Raw genomic sequence first — 23,837 nt, 5'->3', positions numbered from 1 at the left:
TTATCTTGGCCAGCCACCATATTCACTATCAGTTGTTCCCCAGCCTTCATTTTGCTTGAACTTATATTGTTCTCCGGCTTGAGCAGACAAAGAAATTTGATCAGTTGGTAATGGTGCAAATCCTTTGGTTTGAGTATAACGACTTCCGTAACCACCATTAATGCTGCTCACGTTATTTTTCCCAGGCGTTCCTGATAAATAAATATTCACATTATTTTGTTTATCAAGTGCTGTTTTAGCATAATCATCACCATAACGACGCAAATCATTCCACCGAACACCTTCAAATGCTAATTCCCATCGTCTTTCATTTCTAAGTGCCTCTACAGAATATGCTACTGCCGGCAAACCAGCACGTGCCCGTACTTTATTCATACCGGTTGCATCACCAGTTAGTTCGGATTGCATTAACAATACTTCAGCAAAGCGAATCAACACCATATCATTTATGCTATTTAACTGGAAGTTATCCTCATTACCACTTGACCATGTAAGGTTAGGGTCCATCGCATTTGAGAATGAAGCCCAAAATGAAGTTCCATCATCTTTACGCGCAACAACTGGCATAATCTTTTTCTGAAGATAATCCGTTTCTTGTGCAAAATCATTCCACCCACCGGCACCATAAGAATAACCCGGAAGATCATTAACTTTCTGAATAGAAGCATCCCTACGTGGATCATTTGGTTCTGCGGCATTCCAATCAGAATACAAATTAGGAGCAACCGGACCTGCTCCCCATCCTTGACCAAATGGGAATGTTTTTGCATAATCCTGTCCACCACGAACACCAAAATGAAGTGCGTAACCATTTACATATCCAATGGTGGTGCTCCAAGACGGTTGCGTATTATACTTCACCATAAACATGGCTTCAGGGTTTGTTCCATAATCGTTCTCAACCCACACCAAGCCCTTGCCTTTATAAGCAGAAAGCTCATCATTAACAGTACAACGATTTGTATAAGCCCATAGATTGTAATAATTAGGAACCAATGAATATCCTGAATTTGCAACACAATCATTAATTTCATCAATTACATTTTGTTTGGTTATTTCTGTTCCATCAGGACATGTTACGGTTTCGTCGTTATAAAAACCTGAATAAAACAAGTATGCGCGACCGAGCAAAGCTTGTGCACAATATTTATCTACGTGGCCAGTTCCCATCTGCGCCTTTGCTGGCATCAACTTAATGGCAGCCATTAAATCTTGTAATATTTGCCCCCAAAGTGGCTCACCAGATATCTGGGGCAATGTAGGGTCAGCTACAGAAGAAACCGGGCAGGGTATGTTGCCAAACATAGAAGCCAATTCATAATAATAGTAAGCTCTCAAGAAATAAGCCTCTCCCTTATACTGATTCAAAGCTTCTTCAGTTACCCCTTTGCAGTTTCCTAATGTTTCTATTGCCATGTTAGCTCTAAAAACACCTTTGTAACGATCTTGATAAAACTGCGTGTACATGGTTGAACCTGTATTCAGCATTAAGTCTTCAGCTTGCATCAATTGGTCATTGAAACCACCACCACCCAAACGGTCGTCTGAGGCTAATTCCGAGTAATAAAAGAAAGAGTATTGCGGATTAGCATTAACAATATTCAAATTGTTATATATTCCCGTAATTACCTGTTCGGCATCTTCAGCTGTTAACGGATAGTTGCCTGTATTCTTCTGAGTATAACTTTCCGAATCAAGAAAATCATTACAAGAAGAAAACATCATGGCCGCAACCACAAAATAAATTATCTTTTTCATACTAAATAATTCTAATTAAAATTTAAGATTAACACCTACCAAAAATGTTCGTGGACTCGGATAGAATCCCAAATCAATACCTGATCCCCATGAATAGTTTGTCTCATCACCAGAAGCACCAACTTCAGGATCCATACCAGAGTACCCTGTTATGGTAAACAAATTCTGAGCAGTTACATAAAGACGTGCCTGTTGAAACGGTGCTCTGGGGAATAGCTTTTTAAAATCATATCCCAAAGTAATATTTTGCAATCTGAAGAAATCAGCATCTTCCATGTAGATATCAGAAATATTAAGGTAATTATAATTATTACCAGGAACTAAACGAGGCAATTTATTGGAAGTTCCTTCTCCGTGCCAAGTATCATAAACATCTGTTGTATAGTTATCATATTGGCCGTCTCCAAATTTACGATATGATTTGGCAATCTGATGACCAAACGCCCCGTAGCCAGCAATAGTCAAATCAAATCCTTTATAACCGAAATTCAAATTCAAACCGGCAGTTACATCTGGGTGTGGATTACCAATATTAGTTTTATCGGCATCAGTAATTGCTTTATCACCATTCAAATCGACAAAAATCAAATCACCCGGAACCGGATTTGATGACATCGTAGCATTTCCTGCAGCTTTCCATGCATCTATTTCAGCTGTATTCTGAAAGACTCCTGCTGTCTTATACCCCCAGAAGTAACCAATAGGTTGACCTACTTCTGCGCGATACATTTCAGTTGTTCCTTGTGATAAAACATTAGATGGACCGTGAAGTATACCTTCAGCATTAGCAATTCGAGTTACCTCATTTTTATTGTACGCCATGTTCACTCCTACAGTGTAAGTAAATTCTTTACCTGCCTTATCATTCCAATTCAATGCTAGTTCAATACCTGTATTTTCAACATCTCCACCATTGATATCCGGGGCTCCAGTTCCATAATGCCCAAGAACAGGCGCATTAACTAACCAATCTTTCGTTGTCTTTTTATACCAATCAAACGCTACGCCCAAACGGCTTCTGAGCAAGCGTGCATCAAAACCGAAGTTTAGCTGTTCAGATGTTTCCCACGTTATATCTGCATTAGGTAGTTTATTAGCGTAACCACCCGTCTGAGGATTATTTACCTGATTATTGAAAGCATAAGCAGCGGTTTTATCAAAAGAAACAGTTGCCAAATATTGGAATCCAGCGACATTACAGTTTCCGTTTTGTCCCCAGCTTGCACGAAGTTTCAAAAAGTCAAGCCAATTGCTTGAATCTTTCATAAACTCTTCATTTGTCATGACCCAACCGGCCGAGAATGAAGGGAATGTACCCCAACGATTACCACTAGCAAAATTTGAAGAACCATCGTGACGAACAATAGCGCTAAACATGTATTTTTCCTTATAATCATAGTTCACACGACCGAAAAAAGAGGCCAAGCCACCTTCACCCCAAGGAGAACCTGTAGCAGAAGCCGTACCAACATCCTTCATGTTATCTAACCAAGCATGATCCCAATCACTCCATAATCCTCCCGAATTTGTAGCTTCCATACTTTCACCCATGCCCCACTTCTCTATAGATGTACCGGCAAGAAGATCAATATTATGGCTAGTGTCTATACTAAACTTATAGTTTAGCGTATTTTCCCATGAATAAGACCATCCCTGGCTAGCTGATTGCTGGGTCCTATCACTTTGGGCTTGTGAATTAACAGAAGGGTTGATCTTATATTTAGGCACATACTGACGATATGAGCTTGAAGACATTTTGTAATTAAATTGGCTTCTCCAAACCAAATTCTTAATAGGTTGAATTTTCAAAGTTGCTGACATATTCAATGCATGACTCTTGGAAGTATTATTTCCGCGGTTGTATATCATGTCTCCAAGAGGATTTCCGGCCCCTGGAATTATTCCAAAAATACCACTAGCCAATAAATCATCGTACGCAAAAATATCACCACTTTCATTATAAGCAGGAGTAATGGGATTAGCACGCAACACATTAGAAATGTCATTCCAATATTGATTGCCAATACCAATACCCGATTTCGTCTTATAATTATATGTCATGTTCTCAGATAACGATATCACATCTAAGTCACCTTTCTTCCAAAGCACGTGATCAGAATTTAGACGAACAGAAGTTCGTTCAAAATCAGATTGAACGGGCTTTCCGTAAATACCTTCTTGAGAGGTGTAAGACACACCCAAAGAGAACTTAGACATATCATTACCACCTACTACATTCAACGCATGGTTGGTGATTGGTGCATCATCATTATGGATCAATTTTAACCAATTCGTTCCTTGATAAGATCCATCCATGATACTATTATATAGTCCAGATGATAATTTCCCTTCCCAGTCAATTGCTTGTCCACCCTGATTGAACATAATCAGGTCCTGCACTTCCATATATTGTTTTGCATTCAGCAGTTCTGGCATCTTGGGTGAATTTTGCCATCCAAAATAGCCATCGTACGTTACTTGTATCTTACCTATTTTTCCTTGTTTCGTTGTTACAAGAATGACACCATTGGCACCGCGAGCACCATAGATAGCACAAGAAGCCGCATCTTTCAACACATCAATACTTTCAATATCAGAAGGGTTTAAAGAGTTGATATCTCCACCGGTAATACCATCAATAACATATAGAGGAGCATAACTGCCTACTGTTCCTAAACCACGGATATTAACCTTAAATCCTTCACCAGGCTGCCCTGAGGATTGAGTGATATTAACACCTGGAGACATGCTTTGCATGGCAGTCAAGGCACTAGTTGTATTTAGCGCTGCTAGTTGTTCTCCCTTTACTTGAACCGTAGCACCAGTTACTAATTTCTTTTTTTGAACGCCATAACCTACTACTACTACTTCTTCAAGAGCTTTAGAGTCTTCAACTAAAACAATTTTAATAGTAGGACCAGTTACTTTTACAGATTGGGTAACATAACCTACAAAAGAGACCTCAAGTGTTGCTCCTCTTGGTACATTTAATACGAAGTTTCCATCAATGTCTGTTATGACACCATTCGTAGTACCTTTTTGAAGTACGTTAGCTCCAATAACGGATTCACCGTATTGGTCAACTACTGTTCCTGTTACTTTACCGTTCTGCTGAGTCGTTTCAACAGCAACAGGTAAGGTTGCAAAAGCCGAAGGAACGCCACCAATCAGGAAAGAAAGACAAATCTTCGCAATTAGTGCTGTTTTTCTAGAATTAAGATTCATGCTTTTAAAAGTATTAAAAGATTAAACGACTATTCATTAAATAATAGTCAAATTACTGATTAGATAATAGTGTCTGTTAGAACTTAGAACAGAAGAGTATCCCCCTACTTCTATTCTACTAAGGAGTTTTCCAACTTTTTTTCATGCATTTAAATTTAAGTTTATAATAACATTAACAAAGGACAATTCATCTACTATTCTCCTAGATTAACTAAGCTAAGAAATATTATTTCTCTTCAAAAAACAAAAATACACAATTATATATAAGTATAACCTTTTTTAAGATTTTTATTCCCTGAATTACTGAAATCAAATATCTAAGAATAGAATAATATCAAAACACCAATATTTATACATAAATACAACAAATATGTCTATTAGATATTAAATAAAAGTAATAGCATGCATCTATCTAAAAAGAAAAATACATATTAATTTGCTTCAATCACAAGACATACATATTTACGATACAAAAGTAAATAAGCTAAAACATCCTAACAAATACAATTTTATCATAAACCAATACTTTATAAACAGTCGATGAGATTAATTCAACCCCATCTGCCTCCAAAGCCATTGGTTCCACTCATCGTATTGTTCCTGATACCAGTAGTGTCCCGTTTCAAGATACGGGTGCAATTCTTTAAATGATGGAACTGAGTTATAAGCAGCATACATAGAACTAGGTGGACAAACATCATCGTTATACCCCCAGCTAAACCAGGCAGGAACTGATAATCGGCTAGCAAAATTAACCGCATCGTAATAGCGACTAACCTCCAATTGATTCTTATCCGGATTGCTTTGTTTATAAAAATAATGTGGCCATCCACAGGCTCTATCATACTGAGCCGCCATAAAGTCGCACATAGCAGGATGCACCGCAGCCAAGCAGGTAACCCGTTTGTCTAGTGCAGCGGTAATGATAGACAAGGCTCCACCTTGACTGGAACCACTTACACCAAGTGCCTTCCCGTTATACTGGGGTAAACTGCAAATGAAGTCGACTGCGCGCAAAGCTCCAACCACAACACGCTTGTAATAAAAGCGGTCCTTATCATTCGCATTCATTTCCCAATAGTTCCACAAAGCTCCATTAAATAACTTATCGTAATAGCTTTGTTCCATGGTTACAGGAATGCCATGAATTCCTATTTCTAATGTAATAGCACCTTTAGAAGCCGTTGTTATATCACCATAATAAGGGCGAATACCGGCACCCGGCACACGTAAAAGTGCCGGATATTTACCACCGGCCTTAGGCATACACAAAATACCGTATGTTCGCGAACCCCATCTTATATTCTGAAAACTTACTTGATACACATCTACCTTATCCGTACATCTTTCGGGTATTAATTCCATAGTAGGCTCTAATGGAACATTCCTAGATTCAGCCAACGCGTTGGCCCAGTATGCATCAAAATCGGCAGGAGCTGTTGTATAAGCTTTTATTTCTTCAGGTGCATAGCCGGCCGTAGCCATTCCCTCATATACACGTTCACCTACATAGGCTTTCACTTTACAACGAAGAAAACCCGGTTTTTTGAGCGAGGAAGAAACTTGTATCTTGCCATCCTTTAATAATATGTTCTTTTTTTGTACATCAGGATACATCTCAGGGCCTAATTCATAATCAATTCGCACATTCTGAAGTAAATTCTGTGCTTTGAATACTTGTATAGTGAATTCACACTTTTCATTCAATGCATAACGCCAATCATTGTGATTGGGAGATACGACCACCCTCACTTCATTTCCTCTGATCTGAGCAAAAGTCGTACTAAATATGACTTGCCCAATCAGTATTGCCAAAACAAATACAATTTTACGAACCATGTTAACTACAATTTATTTTTTCTTTTTGGCGACCGACAAGCGGTACATAACAACGTCATGCCCCGGAATAGTAACCGGCCTTACTTTCTTAGTATCTCCTTCATTTTGGTTGGTCCAAAGATTTCGAATGGTGTAAACTTTCGAATCAAAATCAGTAAAGCGCTTCGAAACCTCATCATACAAATTAAACTTCTGCCAGTCAATGACATACTGTTTATCCGTTGTCGAACGGTTCAAAACACAAAAAGCCCAATCATTATCAGCCAATGGTTTGAACCAAAATTCAAGACCATCTTCCGCAGCAAACTTCAATCCTTGAATACCCAGTTTATCTTGATTTACAGCAATAACCTCTTTATTCATCAAAATATCTTTTGTTTGCTGAGACATGCTGCGAATATCATTTCCCAAAATCAGCGGGGCAGCTAACATACTCCACATAGAGAAATGTGCACGATCTTCATTCACACTTTGTCCGTTACCAACCTCCAACATATCCGGGTCATTCCAATGTCCAGGACCGGCATATTGCCTAAGACCGTTTTGCATATCTAAAATTTGCAATACCCCATAAGCAGCCCATCCCGGGTGCTGATCTACGCAATCGAAGCAATTAAAGATATCACCTGTTGTGCGCCACATGTGACCGGTTTCCTTTGCCCAAGTCCAAGGTTTACTATGTCCCCATTCACACATACTGAAAAGTATAGGACGACCGGCTGCCCGTAAAGCATCCCTCATTAAATTGTAAGCTCCTACCGGATTGATATCTTCCGTTTCACACCAATCATATTTCAAATAGTCAACACCCCATTTGGCATACTGAAGGGCATCCTGATATTCATGACCGAAACTTCCCGGGCGGCCACCACAGGTTTTCCGGCCAGCGTCTGAGTAAATACCAAATTTGAGTCCTTTACTGTGAATGTAATCACCCAGAGCTTTCATGCCAGATGGAAACTTAAGAGGGTCAGCCTGAATAAAGCCTAAAGAATCTCTCTCACCATGCCAGCAGTCGTCCAAGTTAAGATATACATACCCGGCGTCGCGTAAGCCGCTCTCAACCATGGCATCGGCAATGGTTTTAATCAAATTCTCATCAATATTACAAGCAAACTTATTCCAACTATTCCATCCCATGGGAGGTGTCTGGGCCAATCCCTCAAATTTCTGAGCATTTAAAGCTAAGGGCAAGCAGAACAATAAAACTGCTATCCATGTCTTTTTCTTCATCTTTTTTTGTTTATCTGATTATTTCAATTTATTGTTAGCCTCCTTGATTATAGTCACTGTACTGTCCGTTGCGAAAACAGAATTCAGCCCCTGCTCTTCCTGAGCCGGATCGCCCGTGTAATCATCTCCTTTTCTCCAGTTTACATGTTCTGCAGATGGATTAGCAAAACCACCCCAAGCCCAGAAATTACAGCCGGCCAACAGTTTATAAGCTTCCGTTTTATCGGCTACCAGATCAAAAATAAACCGATAATAACTATCACGTGCCCGAGTGGTAACATCCTTTGAAAATTGAAAGCCGTCACGCGGATACCCAAATTCCTCCAGAGCTATGGGCTTATTGTATTTACGAGCTACCACCAAGTGCTCGTCGATGTATTTCTTGGTATTGACTTTGGCTTTTTCCAAATTCTCTTGCAGGCTGTCTTTTGGAGCCCATCCCCAATTATACGGCCAGATATGAATGTTCATATAATCAATATGGGTATCTGCATGAATCTGTTCAAACAACTTTATATCTTGCTCGCAACCGTGCTTTCCTTCGCTGCCGGTTGACACCAGGTGATTGCTGTCAATCGACTTAATGAGCGCAGCGACCTCTGCTATCCATTTAGCAAAAGGTTCCTTGTTTTCCTCGGAAAAAGCGCGCGGTTCGTTGCCAATCTGCCAAGACATGATTGTCGGATCATCTACATATTTTATATGTGTATACCTATTGACTCTCGAAAGGATGTCTTTCACATAATTGGCAAACAAAGCCTTTGCGCTATCCGATTTTTGATATTGTTTCACGTATTCCATATAAGCAGGCCATCCATCGACCGCAGGTACCGGCGCTTTACCATGCCCGGCCCACTGAAGGTATTGTCCATATCCTCCACTCCATTCCCAAGAGTTATTCAGGTAAAGTACTGCTACCATCTTTCGTTTACTCATTTCAGCCAGCAAATAATCCAAACCGGCTAAAATAGTATCATTATACACACCGGGAGCTATTTGTAACGTAGGTTCCACCTTTGCGGTTATTCCTCTTTCACCATCGGATCCTACCAGAATTCTCAGGTTATCCACTCCTATGCTTTTTAAAAAATCGAGTTCTTTGTTCAAACGGTCTCTGTTGCCTCCTTCACCTTCGGATGCTAAAATAGCACCATACCAAAAGTTGGCTCCTACAAAATGATAAGGCTTACCGTCTCTCATAAAATGACCGTCGTTGACTTGAATGAAAGAAGATGCAGATGTTGACTTGCGCGCCATGCACCCTGTGAATAGAAATAGCAGAGAAATAAAGAGTGAAATAAATTTCGCCATAATATCAGATTTTTTGTTTCATGGCAAAAGTAATACTCTTACGTTAAAGTATCTTGTATTATTTTATCTATTCATTGTACAAATAACTATATTTGTCGCATAGTAACCCCAAAAGTATTTTTAATATGATGACAGACACTGTGTACTCAGCCAGTCCGGAACGTTATAGTAGCGGCATGAAATACCGTCGTTGCGGACAAAGTGGTATCTTGCTTCCCGAAATCTCATTGGGATTGTGGCACAATTTCGGGAGTGTCGATACATTTGACAACAGTCAGAAAATGGCGCATTACGCATTCGATAACGGTATTATTCACTTCGATCTGGCCAATAATTACGGTCCGGTTTATGGTTCAGCCGAGGAAACATTCGGGCAAATCATGAAAAAATCATTCGCTCCCTATCGTGACGAACTATTCATTTCAACCAAAGCCGGACATGAAATGTGGCAAGGTCCTTATGGTGAGTGGGGTTCGCGCAAATACCTCATGAGCAGTCTGGACCAGAGTCTAAAGCGGATGAATCTCGATTACGTTGATATCTTCTATTCTCATCGTTTTGATCCGAATACTCCGTTGGAAGAAACACTCCAAGCGCTGGTCGATATCGTACGCCAGGGCAAAGCTCTTTATGTGGGTATATCAAAATACCCGTATGAAGCAGCTCGGTTTGCCTATCATTACCTTAAGCAGAGAGATGTACGTTGCCTACTATACCAAGGGCGATACAATATTTTCAACCGTGAACCCGAGCAAGAACAGATTTTGCAGCAGGCAAAAGAAAACGGAAGCGGATTCATTGCCTTTTCACCTTTGGCACAAGGCTTGCTCACCAACCGTTATTTACAAGGTATTCCAGACGATTCACGCATAGCGCGGGGCGGATTCTTGAAGAAAGAGCAACTAACCAATGATGTTCTCCAAAAGATTGAGCAACTCAATAAAATGGCGCTCGAACGCGGACAAACGCTAGCTGAAATGGCATTGGCCTGGGTGTTGAAAGATGATTTGGTAACCTCTGTCATCATTGGAGCAAGCTCCGTTCAACAGATGAAAGACAACCTTAAGGGTCTTGAAAATTGTCAATTTACGGCCGAAGAGCTACGTTTGATCAATCGGATAATTCTTTAGTAAACCACAATTCACAGAAAATAAGTACGGCTGCATGTATTCGTTAGGAATATGCAGCCGTACCTGTTTCTTGCAGAATCAAATTAATTTCTTTTTCTTTCTATAGTTATCGCGAAACTCTTTGGGAGAGCATTCTTTCTTTTTCTTGAATATCCGGTTGAAGTTCGACAAATTATTAAATCCGCATTCATAACAAATCTCAGCAACCGACATGGTTGAGTCCACCAGCAAGCGCGCCGCATAGCCCAAACGAATATCAATAATGTAGTCAGACAAGTTCTTTCCTGTTCGTAACTTAAAGAAACGGCTAAAAGAAACAGATGTCATTCCAACCATATCGGCAAGCTGATTCAGTCTGATTTCCTCTTTGTAATGCGCATTAATAAACTCCTGCACCTTTTGAACCCGGCGGCTGTCAGAGTGAATGCCTATCTTAGCAAAAGAAGAACTTGACAGCGTGCGGGCTTCATCACTGTGCAGAGACAATTCATACAAGATAGTGAGAAACTTGATCACAGCGTAAAACCCCTGTTTTTCAGAGGCCAATGTATCCAATAACGGATAAACCTTCATAATAGCCTGCATGGGAAAGCAAAGTCCTTTCTGAGCACGGTCCAGCATGGACCTGATGGAATCAAACTGGTTTTTATTGATGAAGCTCTTGAAAAACAGATCGGAAGAGAACTGAATGGTTATTTCACGAATCTCTTTCGAACAACAGTCGTGTTGCTCCCACACATGTTCCAAATCCTTTCCGGTGATCAGCACCAAGTCATAATCACTGATAATCTCAGCCGAATCGCCAACGATGCGACGCACTCCGGCTGCTTTCTCAGTAAAGTTCAATTCGAATTCAGCATGGCTGTGCATCGGATAAGTAAATTCCGTTTTATACCGCTCCGCGATGTAAAAACAATCTTTGTCCGATAAAGGGGTAATTTCACGAATAATCTGGTTTTGTGCTACATTCATATCGATAGAAGGTTAATATAGTATTATCGTCACAAATATAGCACATTATTTTAAATCTGGTGTCAAGCAATACTTTTTTATCAATTAGTGCGTAATTCCCTGAAATCACTTCCCGTAGGATTTTGAAAAACACGTAGTTCAAATTCAGGTATGATAGCTAACACATGATCAAACACATCAGCCTGAATACTTTCATAAACCACCCACTCTTTGATAGCAGAAAAAAAGTATAACTCAATCGGTATGCCCTGCTCCGTTGGTTGCAATTGTCGCACCATGCAAGTCATCTCCTGATTCACCGCATCCAGGTTTTTCAGATAATTATTCAGGTAAGCTCTGAAAACCCCTAAGTTAGTCTGCCTCCTTCCGTTGACCAGCAGACTGTTATCGATGTGGTGCGTTTCATTGTATTCGGATACAACCCGTTCCGTTTCATCAATGTAGTCAGCAAGCAGATGTATTTTACGGTATTTATCAAGCATTTCAGGCGTGCAGAATTTAACACTGTTCATATCAATCCGGATAGAACGCTTCACTCGTCGGCCACCCGATTCCTGCATGCCCCGCCAGTTTTGAAACGAATCGCTCACCAAAGCATAGGGCGGAATGGTCGTAATGGTATTATCCCAATTACGAACTTTAACCGTATTGAGTGTCACCTCAATCACCGTACCGTCGGCTCCATATTTGGACATCACAATCCAATCGCCCACACGCAACATATTGTTGGCCGACAACTGAATGCCCGACACAAATCCCATGATACTATCCTTGAACACCAACATCAGGATGGCTGCCGATGCACCCAGTCCGGTAAGCAACACCGCAGGCGATTTATTCATCAGGATACTGACAATAGCGATACCCCCGATAAAGAACAGAGTAACCTGAGCCGTTTGCAGCAGTCCCTTTAGCGGACGATCTTTAAACTGCTCCTTTTCGCTATAGACATGGTAAATAGCCAGAAGGAAAACATTGATAAACCGCAAGAAAGTGGCAATGATGTAAATCATGCAAAGGCGCTGCAAAAAAGAAACGACATCCGGTTCACGCGGGAAAACCACCGGAAGCAACACATAAATCAGTACCGGAGCCACCATTCGGCTAAGGTTGACCAATACTTTTTTATCAAACAGAACATCATCCCACGTTACTTTCGTATTCTTCACCAACTTAGTCACCACATGCAGCAGCACAGTGCGACAGATAAAGTTAGCCGAGAATGCCAGCAGCAACAGCAAGCCTACGGCAATAAATTGGTCCAGACTATCGGCCAAGCTCTGTCCCGTTCCTAAAGTTACCAGATATTCATTAATGTTTTCTACAATTCTGTAATCACTCAACATTTCCTTTGTCATACACACCTATTTATTTTTCCTTCATAAACTCCCTTACATCATCACGGAGCCATTTATACAAATAAAGTTCCTTGTAACTCTGCGCCCTGCGCAACATCACCTCTACGTTGACCTGACTATTTTCATAGCTCGTCAGTTCGTTCCGGTATTGTTCCTCGTGTTCAGCCAGTCGTTTAATCTCCTCTTCCCTTTCCCGCCTCAACACGGCACAGACAGGATTCAGAATCTTCATCACCACATTATCCATGATGTGGTGCCCCTGAATATACAGATAAGTAGTTTCCGGATTCAGTCCCAGCTTCTGCAAATCCTCGCCTAGTTTCTCCACCTCAGGCGTGAATTGCCCGAAACGCTTTTTCAGTTGAAACAACTTAGCACTTACCTCCTTCTGCATTCTTTCCAAAGCCACTTCCGGATGATGAAAGTTCAAGTCGCGCACCCGTACACAAGCGTGAAACTCATTCATCGGAAACGAGTGCGTATCATACTGCCGGTAAAAGAAAACCGTCCACAAGAAAAGCGGATAAGCTATTTCCGAGTACCTCTTCATGAAAGCATTAAAATCAAAGAGACGCTTGTCATTCAAAGTCGACTGCACACATACCTCGTGCAAACCATCGGCATAACAATGATAATTTTCAATGGCATAAGCATACGTTTGAAACACATACTTGTTTTCGTTCAGCTTGCGCGAAGTAGCCGTAGCTCCTTGCAACAAGAAATCGAAATCACTGTCCACACAAGCAATGAGACTCTTGCCCAGTTCCTCCACCCGAAGCGTATTCATGAGTACCATCTTCTTGCCTTTCGACAAAGACGTGTTCGAAGGCAGCATCACTTCAAAATAATACTCCTCCGTTTCGAACTCCTCCAGCAGATTTCGCCAAAAAGCAATGTCATCATAACTCTCCACATACGCCACAATCTTTTTTCGGGTTTTCTTCGGATAAAGCTGTTGTGCCGCACCGATATATGACGAACTCAGGTTGTCAACCAATCTTTTCCCCATATCTATTTCGCGTGCACCAAGGTCGATATATCACTTACTTCAGTCACCGCATCGAGCCAGCCTTCCATAATCACCGCGGGCGAGTGAGTGGTGAGCACAATCTGCACATTCGGGTTGAGCTCCCTGATCATCGAAATCAGCTTTTGCTGCCATTCAATGTGCAACGAAGCCTCCGGTTCATCCATGAACAGCACATAATGCCGGTTATCCTGCACCAATGTAGTCAACAAGATAACAAGCATCTGCTTCTCACCCGACGATAGTTTGTACGGGTGCAGCAGCTCATCGTCCTGATAAAAAGCAATATCATTACGCTTACGATCAATCTTTTTACGCGTATAGCTAAACAAATGATCAATTAAGTCCTGAAACCTCTTCTTGGGACAAGAAAGTGTGGAAGCTTTGCTTCGTAACTCCTCATCATCACTAGCCAACATCTCAATCATCCGGTTGCCAATGTTCACCTGATAGTCCAGGTACCTGCGTTGCAACAGATAAAGTTGCCAGTCGAGCTCAGACTTCACATTCTTATCTGCCATGTGCGCGGTAAAATCGCCCATAATAAGCGGCCGGTCATAACTTCTAATCACATCATAAGGAATAAAAGTAGCTTCAGGGTCATCAAAGAAAACACGTACCCCGTTCTTCTCATCACTCTTCATCTCACCCGACAATCTTTCGAGATAGCTCACCGAACGATTCAGAATAGTTGTTTTCCCCACTCCATTGATGCCGGAAAGAATATTCACATCCGGCCTGAGATCCCAGGCAATGTTGAAGCGTCCCCAGAGACCATCCAGTTCAATCCGCTTGATATAATTCGCTTGCTTTTCCATCTTGTTTCTATTTAATTCGGATAGCATTCCGTACCACAAAGATAAAAATATTCTTCATTAACCCGTAACGACATACTTTTTTTCTACCTTTGCAACAGGTTTTATTTAAGGATAACAGGATGACAAACGATAAAAATATTTGGGGACACGCAGCCATGTTCACTGCCAACCTCATGTGGGGACTAAATGCCCCTATCGGAAAAGCCGTTTTGGCAGAGTTCACACCCATGTCGGTAACCACCTTCCGTATGGTGGGTGCCGCTGTAGCCTTCTGGGCACTTTCATTTTTCTGTAAAAAGGAAAATGTAGAGAACAAAGACCTCTTGAAACTTTTCTTTGCCGCTTTGTTTGGCGTTGTGTTTAATCAGGGAGCCTTCATCTTCGGCTTGTCACTCACCTCACCCATCGATGCCTCCATTGTGACCACCACCTCGCCCATCGTTACCATGATTGTGGCGGCTATCTACCTCAAAGAACCGATAACGAATAAGAAAGTGCTGGGTATATTCATCGGAGCATTGGGGGCGCTCACACTGATTTTGAGTGGTCAGGCCGCTGCCAGCGGTCGTCCCGGCAGCATGTTGGGCGACCTGTTTTGCATGATTGCACAGTTCAGTTTCGCCATTTACCTTACCGTATTTAAAGACCTCATTACCAAATATTCGGCCGTGACCATCAGCAAATGGCTGTTTATCTATGCGTCTATGTGCTTCATTCCCTTCTCTTACCATGACGTAGCCGCCATTGATTTTACCAGCATCCCGTTTGATATGATACTAAAGATAGGCTATGTCGTATTCTTTGCCACCTTCCTGGCATACATACTCACTACCTCTTCACAGCGCGTGCTTCGCCCTACGTTAGTAAGTATGTACAACTACGTGCAACCCATTGTAGCCTCCTTTGTGGCCGTAGCCATCGGCATGGATACATTTGGCTGGCAAAAAGCCATAGCCATAGTCCTGGTATTCTTGGGGGTATTCATTGTGACACAAAGCAAGTCGAAGGCACAGTTGGAGGCAGAAAAACAGCGGAACCCTTGAAAAGAGTTCCGCTACTATGATTATTTTTTCAACTCGGCAAAATAAGCATCCAGTAAATTTCGTGCAGCGACAAAAGAAGTCAGGTTCGCTTCCAGCACCTGCCGCTCTTTGTCGGCCAGCATAGACTTCACCACTTCGTTGTTATAAAAGCTATCGCGCAAATGTTCGTTGATAGCCTCGTACATCCAGTACTTGCTCTGTTCGTTGCGGCGATAGTCAAAATACCCGTTCTCCTTTACAAAAGCAATGTACTCATCAATCATGTCCCATATCTCTTTCACACCCAAGTTATAAAAGCCGGAGTAAGTCAGCACGCGAGGTGTCCAGCCCGAATCCGGAGCAGGAAACAGATGCAAGGCATTGCGAAATTGCGTAGCAGCCAGCTGCGCTTTATCTACGTTGCTGCCGTCGGCCTTATTGATCACAATACCGTCGGCCATTTCCATGATCCCCCGTTTGATGCCTTGCAGCTCATCACCCGTACCGGCCAGCTGAATCAGTAAGAAGAAATCCACCATGGAGTGAACCGCCGTTTCACTCTGACCTACCCCCACCGTTTCTACAAAAATCTTATCGAAACCGGCCGCTTCACACAGAATAATAGTTTCCCGCGTTTTGCGGGCTACCCCTCCCAATGATCCGGCCGAGGGACTAGGGCGTATAAAAGAATCAGGGTGAACGGATAGTTGCTCCATGCGGGTTTTGTCGCCCAGAATACTTCCTTTGCTGCGTTCACTGCTGGGATCAATGGCCAACACAGCCAGTTTGCCTCCCTTTTGCAACTCATGCAAGCCAAACACATCTATCGAAGTACTCTTCCCGGCGCCCGGCACCCCACTGATGCCCACCCGCACAGAATTGCCCGAATACGGAAGGCACTTTTCAATCACCTCCTGCGCAATGGACTGATGTTCGGGTTTTACACTTTCTACCAGCGTAACAGCCTGACTGAGTATGGTGACATTACCCTGCAAAATACCTTCCACAAATTCGGCAACCGACAACGTACGCCTTTTGGCCTTGCGTTGCGCTTTCAGGTAAGGGTTAACAGATGCAGGTTGTTCGATGCCCCGGTTCACTGCCAGGCCTTTATATTCTTGATTGTTTTCAGGATGTTCCATGTTTCATTCGTTTCGTTTAAGCCACCGCGTCAGTTGGCCTTCAGATTGATTTCCACCTTGGGCTGCACGGGGTCGTTGGTTATCATTAATATGCGTAAATGTTTCTTCTTGTTGAGCCCTTTGCGCGTCAACGTAATGGTCAGGCGCGTTTGCTCACCGGGCAGAAGCACCGTTTTCTTCAAACTCACACCCACCGCCGGGTTAAAGACTTGAAGCTTGCCGATGGTGAGAGGTGATTTACCCGTATTGGTGATAACAACCGCATGAGTCGCTTTGTTCTTCTTCAGCAGATGAGGAACAAAATCAACCTCCGTTTGCGACAAGCGAATGACAGGAGCCTTGGCTTTTTCCTGCGCGCTCATTTTAGAGAAGTCGGGCAAAAGTACGGCCGATACCGGAATCTCATTCTCCTCACTCACCTTATCGCCCGCAAAGCGAGCCAGGTACACCGAACTTTGCGTCAACCCGAAATCATTCAGTTTTTTAGAATCCAGTGTCAGCTTGATGGTACCCTTCTTACCCTTCAACAGCACATTGGGACTCTTTTCCATACGCAGGTAAGGCGGCAAATGCATCAAGACCGGTTCGTACGGACGGTCCGACAAGTTCACCACACCGATGGTAATTTCGGGACGATCACCCGCATTCACATCCGGAAAATCAATGGTATTTCTATCCAAACGAATCTGACCGATCTGGTACGGATGCGAAGTCGTGAAATCCTTCACCTCACGCACCACCTCCCCTTTGAAGGTGAGATACACCAGTGACGGATCCGCGTTACTGTAAATGCCCACCGTCTTCTCAAAGTGTCCCAGCGCCTGAGCGTCAAACGTAGCCGTTACCGTTCCCTTCTCACCCGGTGCAATGGGCTGTTTGGTCCACTCGGCTACCGCACATCCGCATGAGGTAGTCACATTGCTCAGCACCAACGGTTTATTACCGGTATTGGTAATGGTATAATCCACCGTTACCGGCTTTTTCCATTCAATCTGGCCGAAGTTATGCGTTTCCTTATTCGAAGAAATGTGCGATTGCGCATAAGCCGACAAGCTGAAGGCCAACAAAGAAAAGAGAGCAGTCATATTGCGTTTCATCCGTATCTATTTTTAATCATTACAAATTAAGCTGCACAAAAATAGCCCTTTTTCATGAATTAAGGAACATGAAACAGCGGTTAATTTGCAACCTCCAGTGTGGTCGATGCCGAATGTGCCGAGTACTCGGGCGTGTAAGCCCCCTGTACAGTGGCAATTCCCGCTTCATACGTACCGGGGCGACTCACCACATACGTGTTCTCCCACACATGCACACCCTTACTCATCGAACTAAAAAACATCTGCGTAGAAGCATCTTTCACCTCCACATAGCAGCCACCCCCGGCCGACCACCGGTAACCCGAAACAGGGTTGAGCGGTTCCATGCAAGCAGCCAAACGATCCTTGATCTGCACAAAATCCATGTCACGATCCAAACGGATGGTCAGGCGCACCACTACCCGGTCGCCCACCTGTAGCGGATTAGCCGTCGTAACCAGTTGCAACTGCTTCTTACCGTCCGCCACGCGTTCAGCATAAATCACCTTGTCGACCGATAAGCCGGCCGTACCGTAGCGAGTAATCTTTCCGAATTCCTCATTAAACTGAGCATACACGCCACCCCACGCCAAGCCTTTCCCCTGCTTGCTCACGCGGATGTTTTTGGCACGCTTTACCGTTGCGGCATCGGTTATCACCTCTTTTCGGTACCCCATTACATTGGTGACCGACGAGCCGACGCTCCACTCCTTGCCCCCTACCTTCACGTTCAGTGAAGCATCCGCAGTCAGCACATCCTTACCGCGAAGCAACAAAGCATAAATAGCATCAACGGTAGCCACCGGCGAATCCCACTGCTGCGTGCGCTTTTGATTCAGCACCCACACCTTCATTTCATCCGTCAACACCGTATCGTTTGATAAGGTTTCAAAAGCCTCAATGGCAGCCACCTGCGTAGCCATGCGGCGCATATTCCACGTTTGGGGAGCCGATCCGAATGCAAAGAAGCGCCCCTCTGCCGGTCTGTACACCGTGTGCTCCTTCAAAGAAGCCAAAGCCTCTGCCGATGCCTTTTCCTTACCGGCCGCATGCAACACCAGTGCAGCCCGAGCCTTGTCGGCCAGCGACAAACCCGCTACCGAACGCGATAATTTTTGCAGGAAATACCCATACGCCTTTTGGTTGGCAGCAGGTACCCCCTTGCCCCACAAATACACCAGATACAAATACTCCGTCTGCCCATACGTGATGCCCGGTTCCGTTTGCCCCTTCTTCAGAGCCTCCTGTTCAAGCTGATACACCTTCAGCATCTCCGCATGCAGATAATTCAGCGCACCGACCACCATCTCTTCAGTTTCAGCAGGAAGCTTCACCTCCTGATTCCTGCCGAGGCGGAGCAACGTTTCCAACACATACGTTGTGATGTATCGGCTGCCCGACATGCCGTTGTACCAGCTCCACGAGCCATCGGGCAACTGCAAAGCCTTCAACTTCTGCTGAGCCACAGCCAATTTATTATTCATGTTATTGAGATCAAACAACGTAGCCAAGCGCTCCATCTGTGCCGTTTCACTCTGCGCCTCGAGCAACCAGGGCGATTCCTCTGCCAACAGATCCTTCAGTTCCTGATTCTTCAGCAAGTTACTTACCCACGTATCCTTGTCGCCCCCCATCATCTTCCAGGCATCCATTGCCTGACGAATACAAGGCTGCTGCTCCACGAGGTAAGACGCCATGGCATTGGCATAATACGCCGTTGCCCACGAAATGGCATTATCCGACTCCGGGTTGCTCACCGAAGGCAACGCCTGAATGGCATACCAAGCCGGGTTAGAAGAAAACTCCACCGTCAGCTTGCGCGAAGTAGCTGTTTGGCTACCCTTGTTAAACAAATCCGCCAAACTATATTCTTGTTCCTTGCCAGGCAGCACCGTAATGGGCAACGCCTCGGTCACATACTCCTTATTGGGAAGCACCGGAATCACATGCTGTTCACCGTCGCTAAAATCCTCACTCTCGGCCACCAGGCGACAGCCCAGCAAGTCATACCGATCCGTTGCCGTGAAGGCGAACTGCACCGCCACACTCTGCTTGGCTTCCGTGGCAAACGGCTTCTTCTGCGTAGCAACCACCTCATTCGTTAACGGGTTGAACCAAGTCAGCGTCACCACGCCCGCCAGTGCACGCTCCGTACGGTTGTCCACCGTAGCTGCCAACATCGTATGGTCACCCACCCGCACAAAACGCGGTAAGTTAGGCGTCAGCATAAAATCCTTGCTGGTAACTACCTCTTCGTCCAGCTCCGCCAGCAACATATCTTTCGTGTGCGCATACCCCCTGAAGTTCCAGGTCGTGAGACTCTCGGGCATGGTAAAGCTAAACACAACCTCCCCTTTCTCGTTGGTCAGTAACTGCGGATAGAAGAAAGCCGTTTCCGCGAAGTTCGTGCGCACCTGTCCGGAACCAACCGTTTGCACACTGCCGCTAGTTTTCGATTCAGCCGCATCACTAGCCGCATACCCCACAACGGCCACCTCCCCAAGAAGTTCCTCCGAGTTCTTGGTCATAATCCCTGCCGCTTTGCTCGCCATGCCACGTATCATAATGGGCGACCTTTCTTCAAAACTATAAAAGATCCGATCCCCATCGGCTACTCCATATAACGAGTCGAAAATCAATTCAGGAACCTTGATGGCCCGCTGCGGAAAACTGAACGAGCCGAAAACCCCTTGCATATAAGGAGAATACCACTGCACAGTAGGGATCAAACGATTATAATAAAGATTCCACTCCTGCTCATTGTCCCATATCTTATCGAGTGACGCATCATACATGGTTGCCAGCATCTCCGCATTCGCCGGCTTACCCTGAGGCGTAGTCAGCGTGAGCCTCCATTCCTCCTTCTTGCCCGGTTGCAACTTATCTCTGAACACCTGCCATTTTGCTTTTAGCCATTTCTCCGGTTGCTTCTTCGTCAGCCTCACACTCTGCTGATACACCTGCCCGTTCTTCACGAAGCAGAACTGCACATTCACCCCGTCACCGTATTTCTCCAGATACGGAAGGCGGAACGTCTGTACAGAGTCCGACCAATGCAACAACCGGCTTTCGGGCTTTTGATCACCGTAAAGCACATCCATCAGTACATACGCATCAGCATGCGAAGTACCTACCACAAACACAGCCGGGTGCGTGGCATCAAACTCCGTATTCACCGGATGATACCATAAATCAGTTGTTTCAGCCGGACGCGTGTCACGGAGCGAGAACAGCACCACCTTCGTTGAGAAAGTCACCTCCCTGCCCTTTGCATCGTGCGCCTGCAATACCAACTTGTAAGCCCCCGACGGCAAAGCCTGCCAATCAGCCAAGAACATCTTTTCATTGGCAACAAACGATCCCTGCGCCACAGCGACAGAGTCCACTCGATCCGCCTTCACATCCGTGTAGCGCAGCAACCGGTACACCCCGTTCACCGCCACCTGCTTATCCGAAAGATTGCGAGCCTCAAACGTAGTCCAAATAGAATCATCGCGACACACCATCTCTTTGAGAGTCGTACTTAAAACCAGCGACCGCTCACCCGCATGGATATCAAACGTTTCCGTTTGCGTTTCGCCCGCATCACTAGTCACCGCCGCCTCCACGGCATACCTGTAATAACGCCCCTGAGGCATATCCTCCTTGCCGGGCGTTAACTTCACGGGCACTAGAAAACTGCCGTCTGCCGCCGTTTCCGTTTCACCGCTCCCGATAACCTCCGATTGCATACGCCCCATGCGCCACCAACCACCAGCCTGGCGAGTCACCGTGTAACGAACCTTCGCCTTCATCAGCGGCACCGCACTATAGGTACGAACAGTGCCCCTCACCCCGACCGAATCATTGAGCTGAAACTCATCCTTCACCTCATCAAATGCCACAAAGAACGTAGGTCGCTTGTACTCCTCCACCCTGAAACGACACTCCGTATCATCAACAGACAGCCTGTACACCCCATTCAATCCCGATGCCGGTAACACAAACTCCAGATGAAAAGAACCAAATTCATTCGTAGGTAACCTGCGTGTATCTATTCTTTGCCCGTTGGCACCAAACAGCCTCACCTCATACGTCTTGTCGGCCACCACCCGGCTGCTGTCCTCCATCTGCTCATACGCCACCCCCTTTACATACACCGTTTGTCCCGGCCGGTAAATGGTTCGATCCGTAAACAATTGCACCACCTCCTTGTATCGGGCCACTTCCTGATAATAATATCCCGCTTGCCAATGCTGATAAGGCATGGACTCATCGCCCGCAGCACTCACCCTAAAAAAGCGGAACGTAGCATCCCAGGGAAACACCACCTTGCCCTGCTCATCCGTAGTCAAAGCCTTTGCCAACTTCGTATCTTCCTTTTCCTGATTGTACAGCAACACCTGCGCACCCGCTACCGGATGCCCGCTTTGCGCATCGACCACCACCACTTCGCAATCCTTACCCGGCAGCCGGCGCGACAACGTCTTCAACTTACTCACATAAACCAGTGAAGACCGATCCTGCACCCCCGACCCATGCGATGCCGTGATCAAGTACACCCCTTCGGCAGGCATCTTCACCCGCAAAGTCGTGTCGGCCTCCACATAATCCGCAGTGCGCTTCAACACCAAGTCCTTAGTCAACACCCGGGTACCGTGTCTCTTGATGAAATCCGCATCCAAACGCTCCTTCAATAACGCAGATGTAGCCGGAACATTCAGCTTGTAAAACTGCAACCGGAAACCGTCCACATTGCGGTGATTCACCTTTACCGACACCTCCGCCCCCGGGTACACCACCTCGTTCAGGCTGAAAGACAACGAAGACGCCAGAATCTCTTGGCGCACCTCCTTCAATGCATTGATGCGATTGTATTTGGGATAACGAGCGATGCCCTCGTTGCACAGCGCCAACGCCTTCACCCTTTGATTCATGCTCCGTGCCCGGTTGGCCTGCTGCAAATAAATCTCCGCTGCCACGGCACTCTTGCCGTACTGCTGCAACAACCCGTTAAGCGCCAGCACATAAGCATCCTTCTCAAAGCCCTCCGTCGTTTTTTGCTCCTCGTCAATGCCACCATTCACTTCCGTGTAATGCCAGTTCAGGCTGTCGAGCGTCGCCAGCACCACCCCGTCTATATTCTTTTGTACTTTGTACGCCTTTATCAGGTTGGCATACAGCTGCCTTATCTTCGGTCGAAAAAACTCCCCATGGAGCTGACCATCCACCTGCTTCATCACCTGCATATTACACATCACCAGCAGATGATACAAGTTATGCCCATACAGCGCACTGGTACTACCCGGTTCCACAAACGGCACATAGCTGCGTGCCGATGTAGCCAGCAAGAGCGCCGAGTCACGTAGCGCTTGCTCCACGTGGCTGTTCACCTTCTCTTTAAAGAGGTTGGCCCCCCACTCGTCCATATCATCGGGCACTACCCCCGGTTCCGTTTCCGTTCGTTGATTGATGTTCCAACTCTTGGCGGACACATACCGGTTGTAAGCCTGAGCCATCAGTGTGTGCAGCACGGCCCTGTCTGTTGGTTTCTGGGCGCGCTGCGTCCATTGCTCCAGCTCGGCGAGACACACCCGGACACTATCGGGTGCCTTTCGTTGCAGGTAATTCATTCGCCAAACAAACGCCTTGAGCATCTGTGGAGAATTCTTCTCGGCTTCCGCCTTGGTAAAAATACTTTTTGAAATGGACAGTGCTGTTTGCGGTAAGCTTTTCTGCTCTGCCGTTTTCAGGTTCTTCCAATAGGTGTTATACGTTTGTGCGCTAGCCGGTATCAGCGTAACGCAAGCCAGTAACAAGGTGAGAATCAATGCATTCTTTTTCATACTTGTGGGTTTAAGTCTGAGTTGAATGGCAAAGTAAAGAAATTATTTGTGATTTTTGTATGGGTTGGAGGGGAATTATATAAAAATAAAAATTATCTTTG

Annotated in this window: 14 protein-coding genes; 2 read left to right on the top strand and 12 right to left on the bottom strand. The window is 44.9% G+C overall.

Features of this window, described 5'->3' with window-relative positions:
• From C511_RS0103400 to C511_RS0103380, 5 genes are all read right to left on the bottom strand, one after another.
• The gene (locus C511_RS0103400; protein ID WP_024995911.1) at positions 1 to 1,758 is read right to left on the bottom strand and encodes a RagB/SusD family nutrient uptake outer membrane protein; all 1,758 of its coding nucleotides are present in this window, start codon (positions 1,756 to 1,758) and stop codon (positions 1 to 3) included.
• A 15-nt stretch (positions 1,759 to 1,773) separates the two neighbouring features.
• A complete protein-coding gene (locus C511_RS0103395) occupies positions 1,774 to 4,983 on the bottom strand; it encodes a SusC/RagA family TonB-linked outer membrane protein (RefSeq protein ID WP_024995910.1) in 3,210 nt (1,069 codons plus the stop codon).
• A gap of 546 nt (positions 4,984 to 5,529) precedes the next feature.
• Positions 5,530 to 6,822 carry an acetylxylan esterase gene (locus tag C511_RS0103390; protein ID WP_024995909.1) on the bottom strand — a complete coding sequence of 431 codons (1,293 nt, stop codon included), beginning with the start codon at positions 6,820 to 6,822 and terminating at the stop codon, positions 5,530 to 5,532.
• Positions 6,823 to 6,834: 12 nt separating this feature from the next.
• Positions 6,835 to 8,055, bottom strand: a complete 1,221-nt coding sequence (locus C511_RS0103385; RefSeq protein WP_024995908.1) for a glycoside hydrolase family 27 protein — start codon at positions 8,053 to 8,055, stop codon at positions 6,835 to 6,837.
• Positions 8,056 to 8,073: 18 nt separating this feature from the next.
• The gene (locus C511_RS0103380; RefSeq protein ID WP_024995907.1) at positions 8,074 to 9,366 is read right to left on the bottom strand and encodes a glycoside hydrolase 5 family protein; all 1,293 of its coding nucleotides are present in this window, start codon (positions 9,364 to 9,366) and stop codon (positions 8,074 to 8,076) included.
• Positions 9,367 to 9,494: 128 nt separating this feature from the next.
• On the opposite strand from C511_RS0103380, the gene C511_RS0103375 reads away from it, so the two are divergent.
• Positions 9,495 to 10,496: an aldo/keto reductase gene (locus tag C511_RS0103375; protein ID WP_024995906.1), complete on the top strand. Its 1,002-nt coding sequence runs from the start codon at positions 9,495 to 9,497 to the stop codon at positions 10,494 to 10,496.
• 78 nt (positions 10,497 to 10,574) lie between these two features.
• On the opposite strand, the gene C511_RS0103370 is transcribed toward C511_RS0103375, so the two are convergent.
• From C511_RS0103370 to C511_RS0103355, 4 genes are all read right to left on the bottom strand, one after another.
• Positions 10,575 to 11,468, bottom strand: coding sequence for an AraC family transcriptional regulator (locus tag C511_RS0103370; RefSeq protein ID WP_024995905.1), 894 nt, complete (start codon positions 11,466 to 11,468; stop codon positions 10,575 to 10,577).
• 80 nt (positions 11,469 to 11,548) lie between these two features.
• Positions 11,549 to 12,826, bottom strand: coding sequence for a mechanosensitive ion channel family protein (locus tag C511_RS0103365; RefSeq protein ID WP_027317822.1), 1,278 nt, complete (start codon positions 12,824 to 12,826; stop codon positions 11,549 to 11,551).
• Between the two features lie 10 nt (positions 12,827 to 12,836).
• Positions 12,837 to 13,835 (bottom strand): DUF4435 domain-containing protein, encoded by a 999-nt coding sequence (locus tag C511_RS0103360; protein ID WP_024995903.1) that lies wholly within the window; start codon positions 13,833 to 13,835, stop codon positions 12,837 to 12,839.
• A gap of 2 nt (positions 13,836 to 13,837) precedes the next feature.
• Positions 13,838 to 14,671, bottom strand: a complete 834-nt coding sequence (locus C511_RS0103355) for an AAA family ATPase (protein WP_024995902.1) — start codon at positions 14,669 to 14,671, stop codon at positions 13,838 to 13,840.
• Between the two features lie 119 nt (positions 14,672 to 14,790).
• Here C511_RS0103355 and C511_RS0103350 point away from each other — a divergent pair, with 119 nt between their 5' ends.
• Positions 14,791 to 15,714 (top strand): DMT family transporter, encoded by a 924-nt coding sequence (locus C511_RS0103350; protein WP_024995901.1) that lies wholly within the window; start codon positions 14,791 to 14,793, stop codon positions 15,712 to 15,714.
• A gap of 20 nt (positions 15,715 to 15,734) precedes the next feature.
• Here C511_RS0103350 and meaB read toward each other — a convergent pair whose 3' ends face one another.
• From meaB to C511_RS0103335, 3 genes are all read right to left on the bottom strand, one after another.
• On the bottom strand, positions 15,735 to 16,835 hold the full coding sequence (meaB, locus tag C511_RS0103345) for a methylmalonyl Co-A mutase-associated GTPase MeaB (RefSeq protein ID WP_024995900.1): 1,101 nt from the start codon (positions 16,833 to 16,835) through the stop codon (positions 15,735 to 15,737).
• A 29-nt stretch (positions 16,836 to 16,864) separates the two neighbouring features.
• Positions 16,865 to 17,932 (bottom strand): DUF1573 domain-containing protein, encoded by a 1,068-nt coding sequence (locus tag C511_RS0103340; protein ID WP_024995899.1) that lies wholly within the window; start codon positions 17,930 to 17,932, stop codon positions 16,865 to 16,867.
• An 80-nt stretch (positions 17,933 to 18,012) separates the two neighbouring features.
• Positions 18,013 to 23,736, bottom strand: a complete 5,724-nt coding sequence (locus tag C511_RS0103335; RefSeq protein WP_027317821.1) for an alpha-2-macroglobulin family protein — start codon at positions 23,734 to 23,736, stop codon at positions 18,013 to 18,015.
• Positions 23,737 to 23,837: the final 101 nt, after the last annotated feature.

It is taken from the genome of Bacteroides graminisolvens DSM 19988 = JCM 15093, from assembly GCF_000428125.1.
GTDB lineage: Bacteria > Bacteroidota > Bacteroidia > Bacteroidales > Bacteroidaceae > Bacteroides > Bacteroides graminisolvens.
The sequence above is the reverse complement of the archived record's forward strand: the minus strand, read 5'-3'. Positions and strand labels throughout refer to the sequence as shown.

Bases quoted from the DNA above. Each gene is read 5' to 3' on its own strand.
- C511_RS0103380 (WP_024995907.1), bottom strand. From the start codon at position 9,366: ATGGCGAAATTTATTTCACTCTTTATTTCTCTGCTATTTCTATTCACA.
- C511_RS0103335 (WP_027317821.1), bottom strand. From the start codon at position 23,736: ATGAAAAAGAATGCATTGATTCTCACCTTGTTACTGGCTTGCGTTACG.
- C511_RS0103375 (WP_024995906.1), top strand. From the start codon at position 9,495: ATGACAGACACTGTGTACTCAGCCAGTCCGGAACGTTATAGTAGCGGC.
- C511_RS0103400 (WP_024995911.1), bottom strand. From the start codon at position 1,758: ATGAAAAAGATAATTTATTTTGTGGTTGCGGCCATGATGTTTTCTTCT.
- C511_RS0103355 (WP_024995902.1), bottom strand. From the start codon at position 14,671: ATGGAAAAGCAAGCGAATTATATCAAGCGGATTGAACTGGATGGTCTC.
- C511_RS0103365 (WP_027317822.1), bottom strand. From the start codon at position 12,826: ATGACAAAGGAAATGTTGAGTGATTACAGAATTGTAGAAAACATTAAT.
- C511_RS0103390 (WP_024995909.1), bottom strand. From the start codon at position 6,822: ATGGTTCGTAAAATTGTATTTGTTTTGGCAATACTGATTGGGCAAGTC.
- C511_RS0103385 (WP_024995908.1), bottom strand. From the start codon at position 8,055: ATGAAGAAAAAGACATGGATAGCAGTTTTATTGTTCTGCTTGCCCTTA.
- C511_RS0103360 (WP_024995903.1), bottom strand. From the start codon at position 13,835: ATGGGGAAAAGATTGGTTGACAACCTGAGTTCGTCATATATCGGTGCG.
- C511_RS0103370 (WP_024995905.1), bottom strand. From the start codon at position 11,468: ATGAATGTAGCACAAAACCAGATTATTCGTGAAATTACCCCTTTATCG.
- meaB (WP_024995900.1), bottom strand. From the start codon at position 16,835: ATGGAACATCCTGAAAACAATCAAGAATATAAAGGCCTGGCAGTGAAC.
- C511_RS0103395 (WP_024995910.1), bottom strand. From the start codon at position 4,983: ATGAATCTTAATTCTAGAAAAACAGCACTAATTGCGAAGATTTGTCTT.
- C511_RS0103340 (WP_024995899.1), bottom strand. From the start codon at position 17,932: ATGAAACGCAATATGACTGCTCTCTTTTCTTTGTTGGCCTTCAGCTTG.
- C511_RS0103350 (WP_024995901.1), top strand. From the start codon at position 14,791: ATGACAAACGATAAAAATATTTGGGGACACGCAGCCATGTTCACTGCC.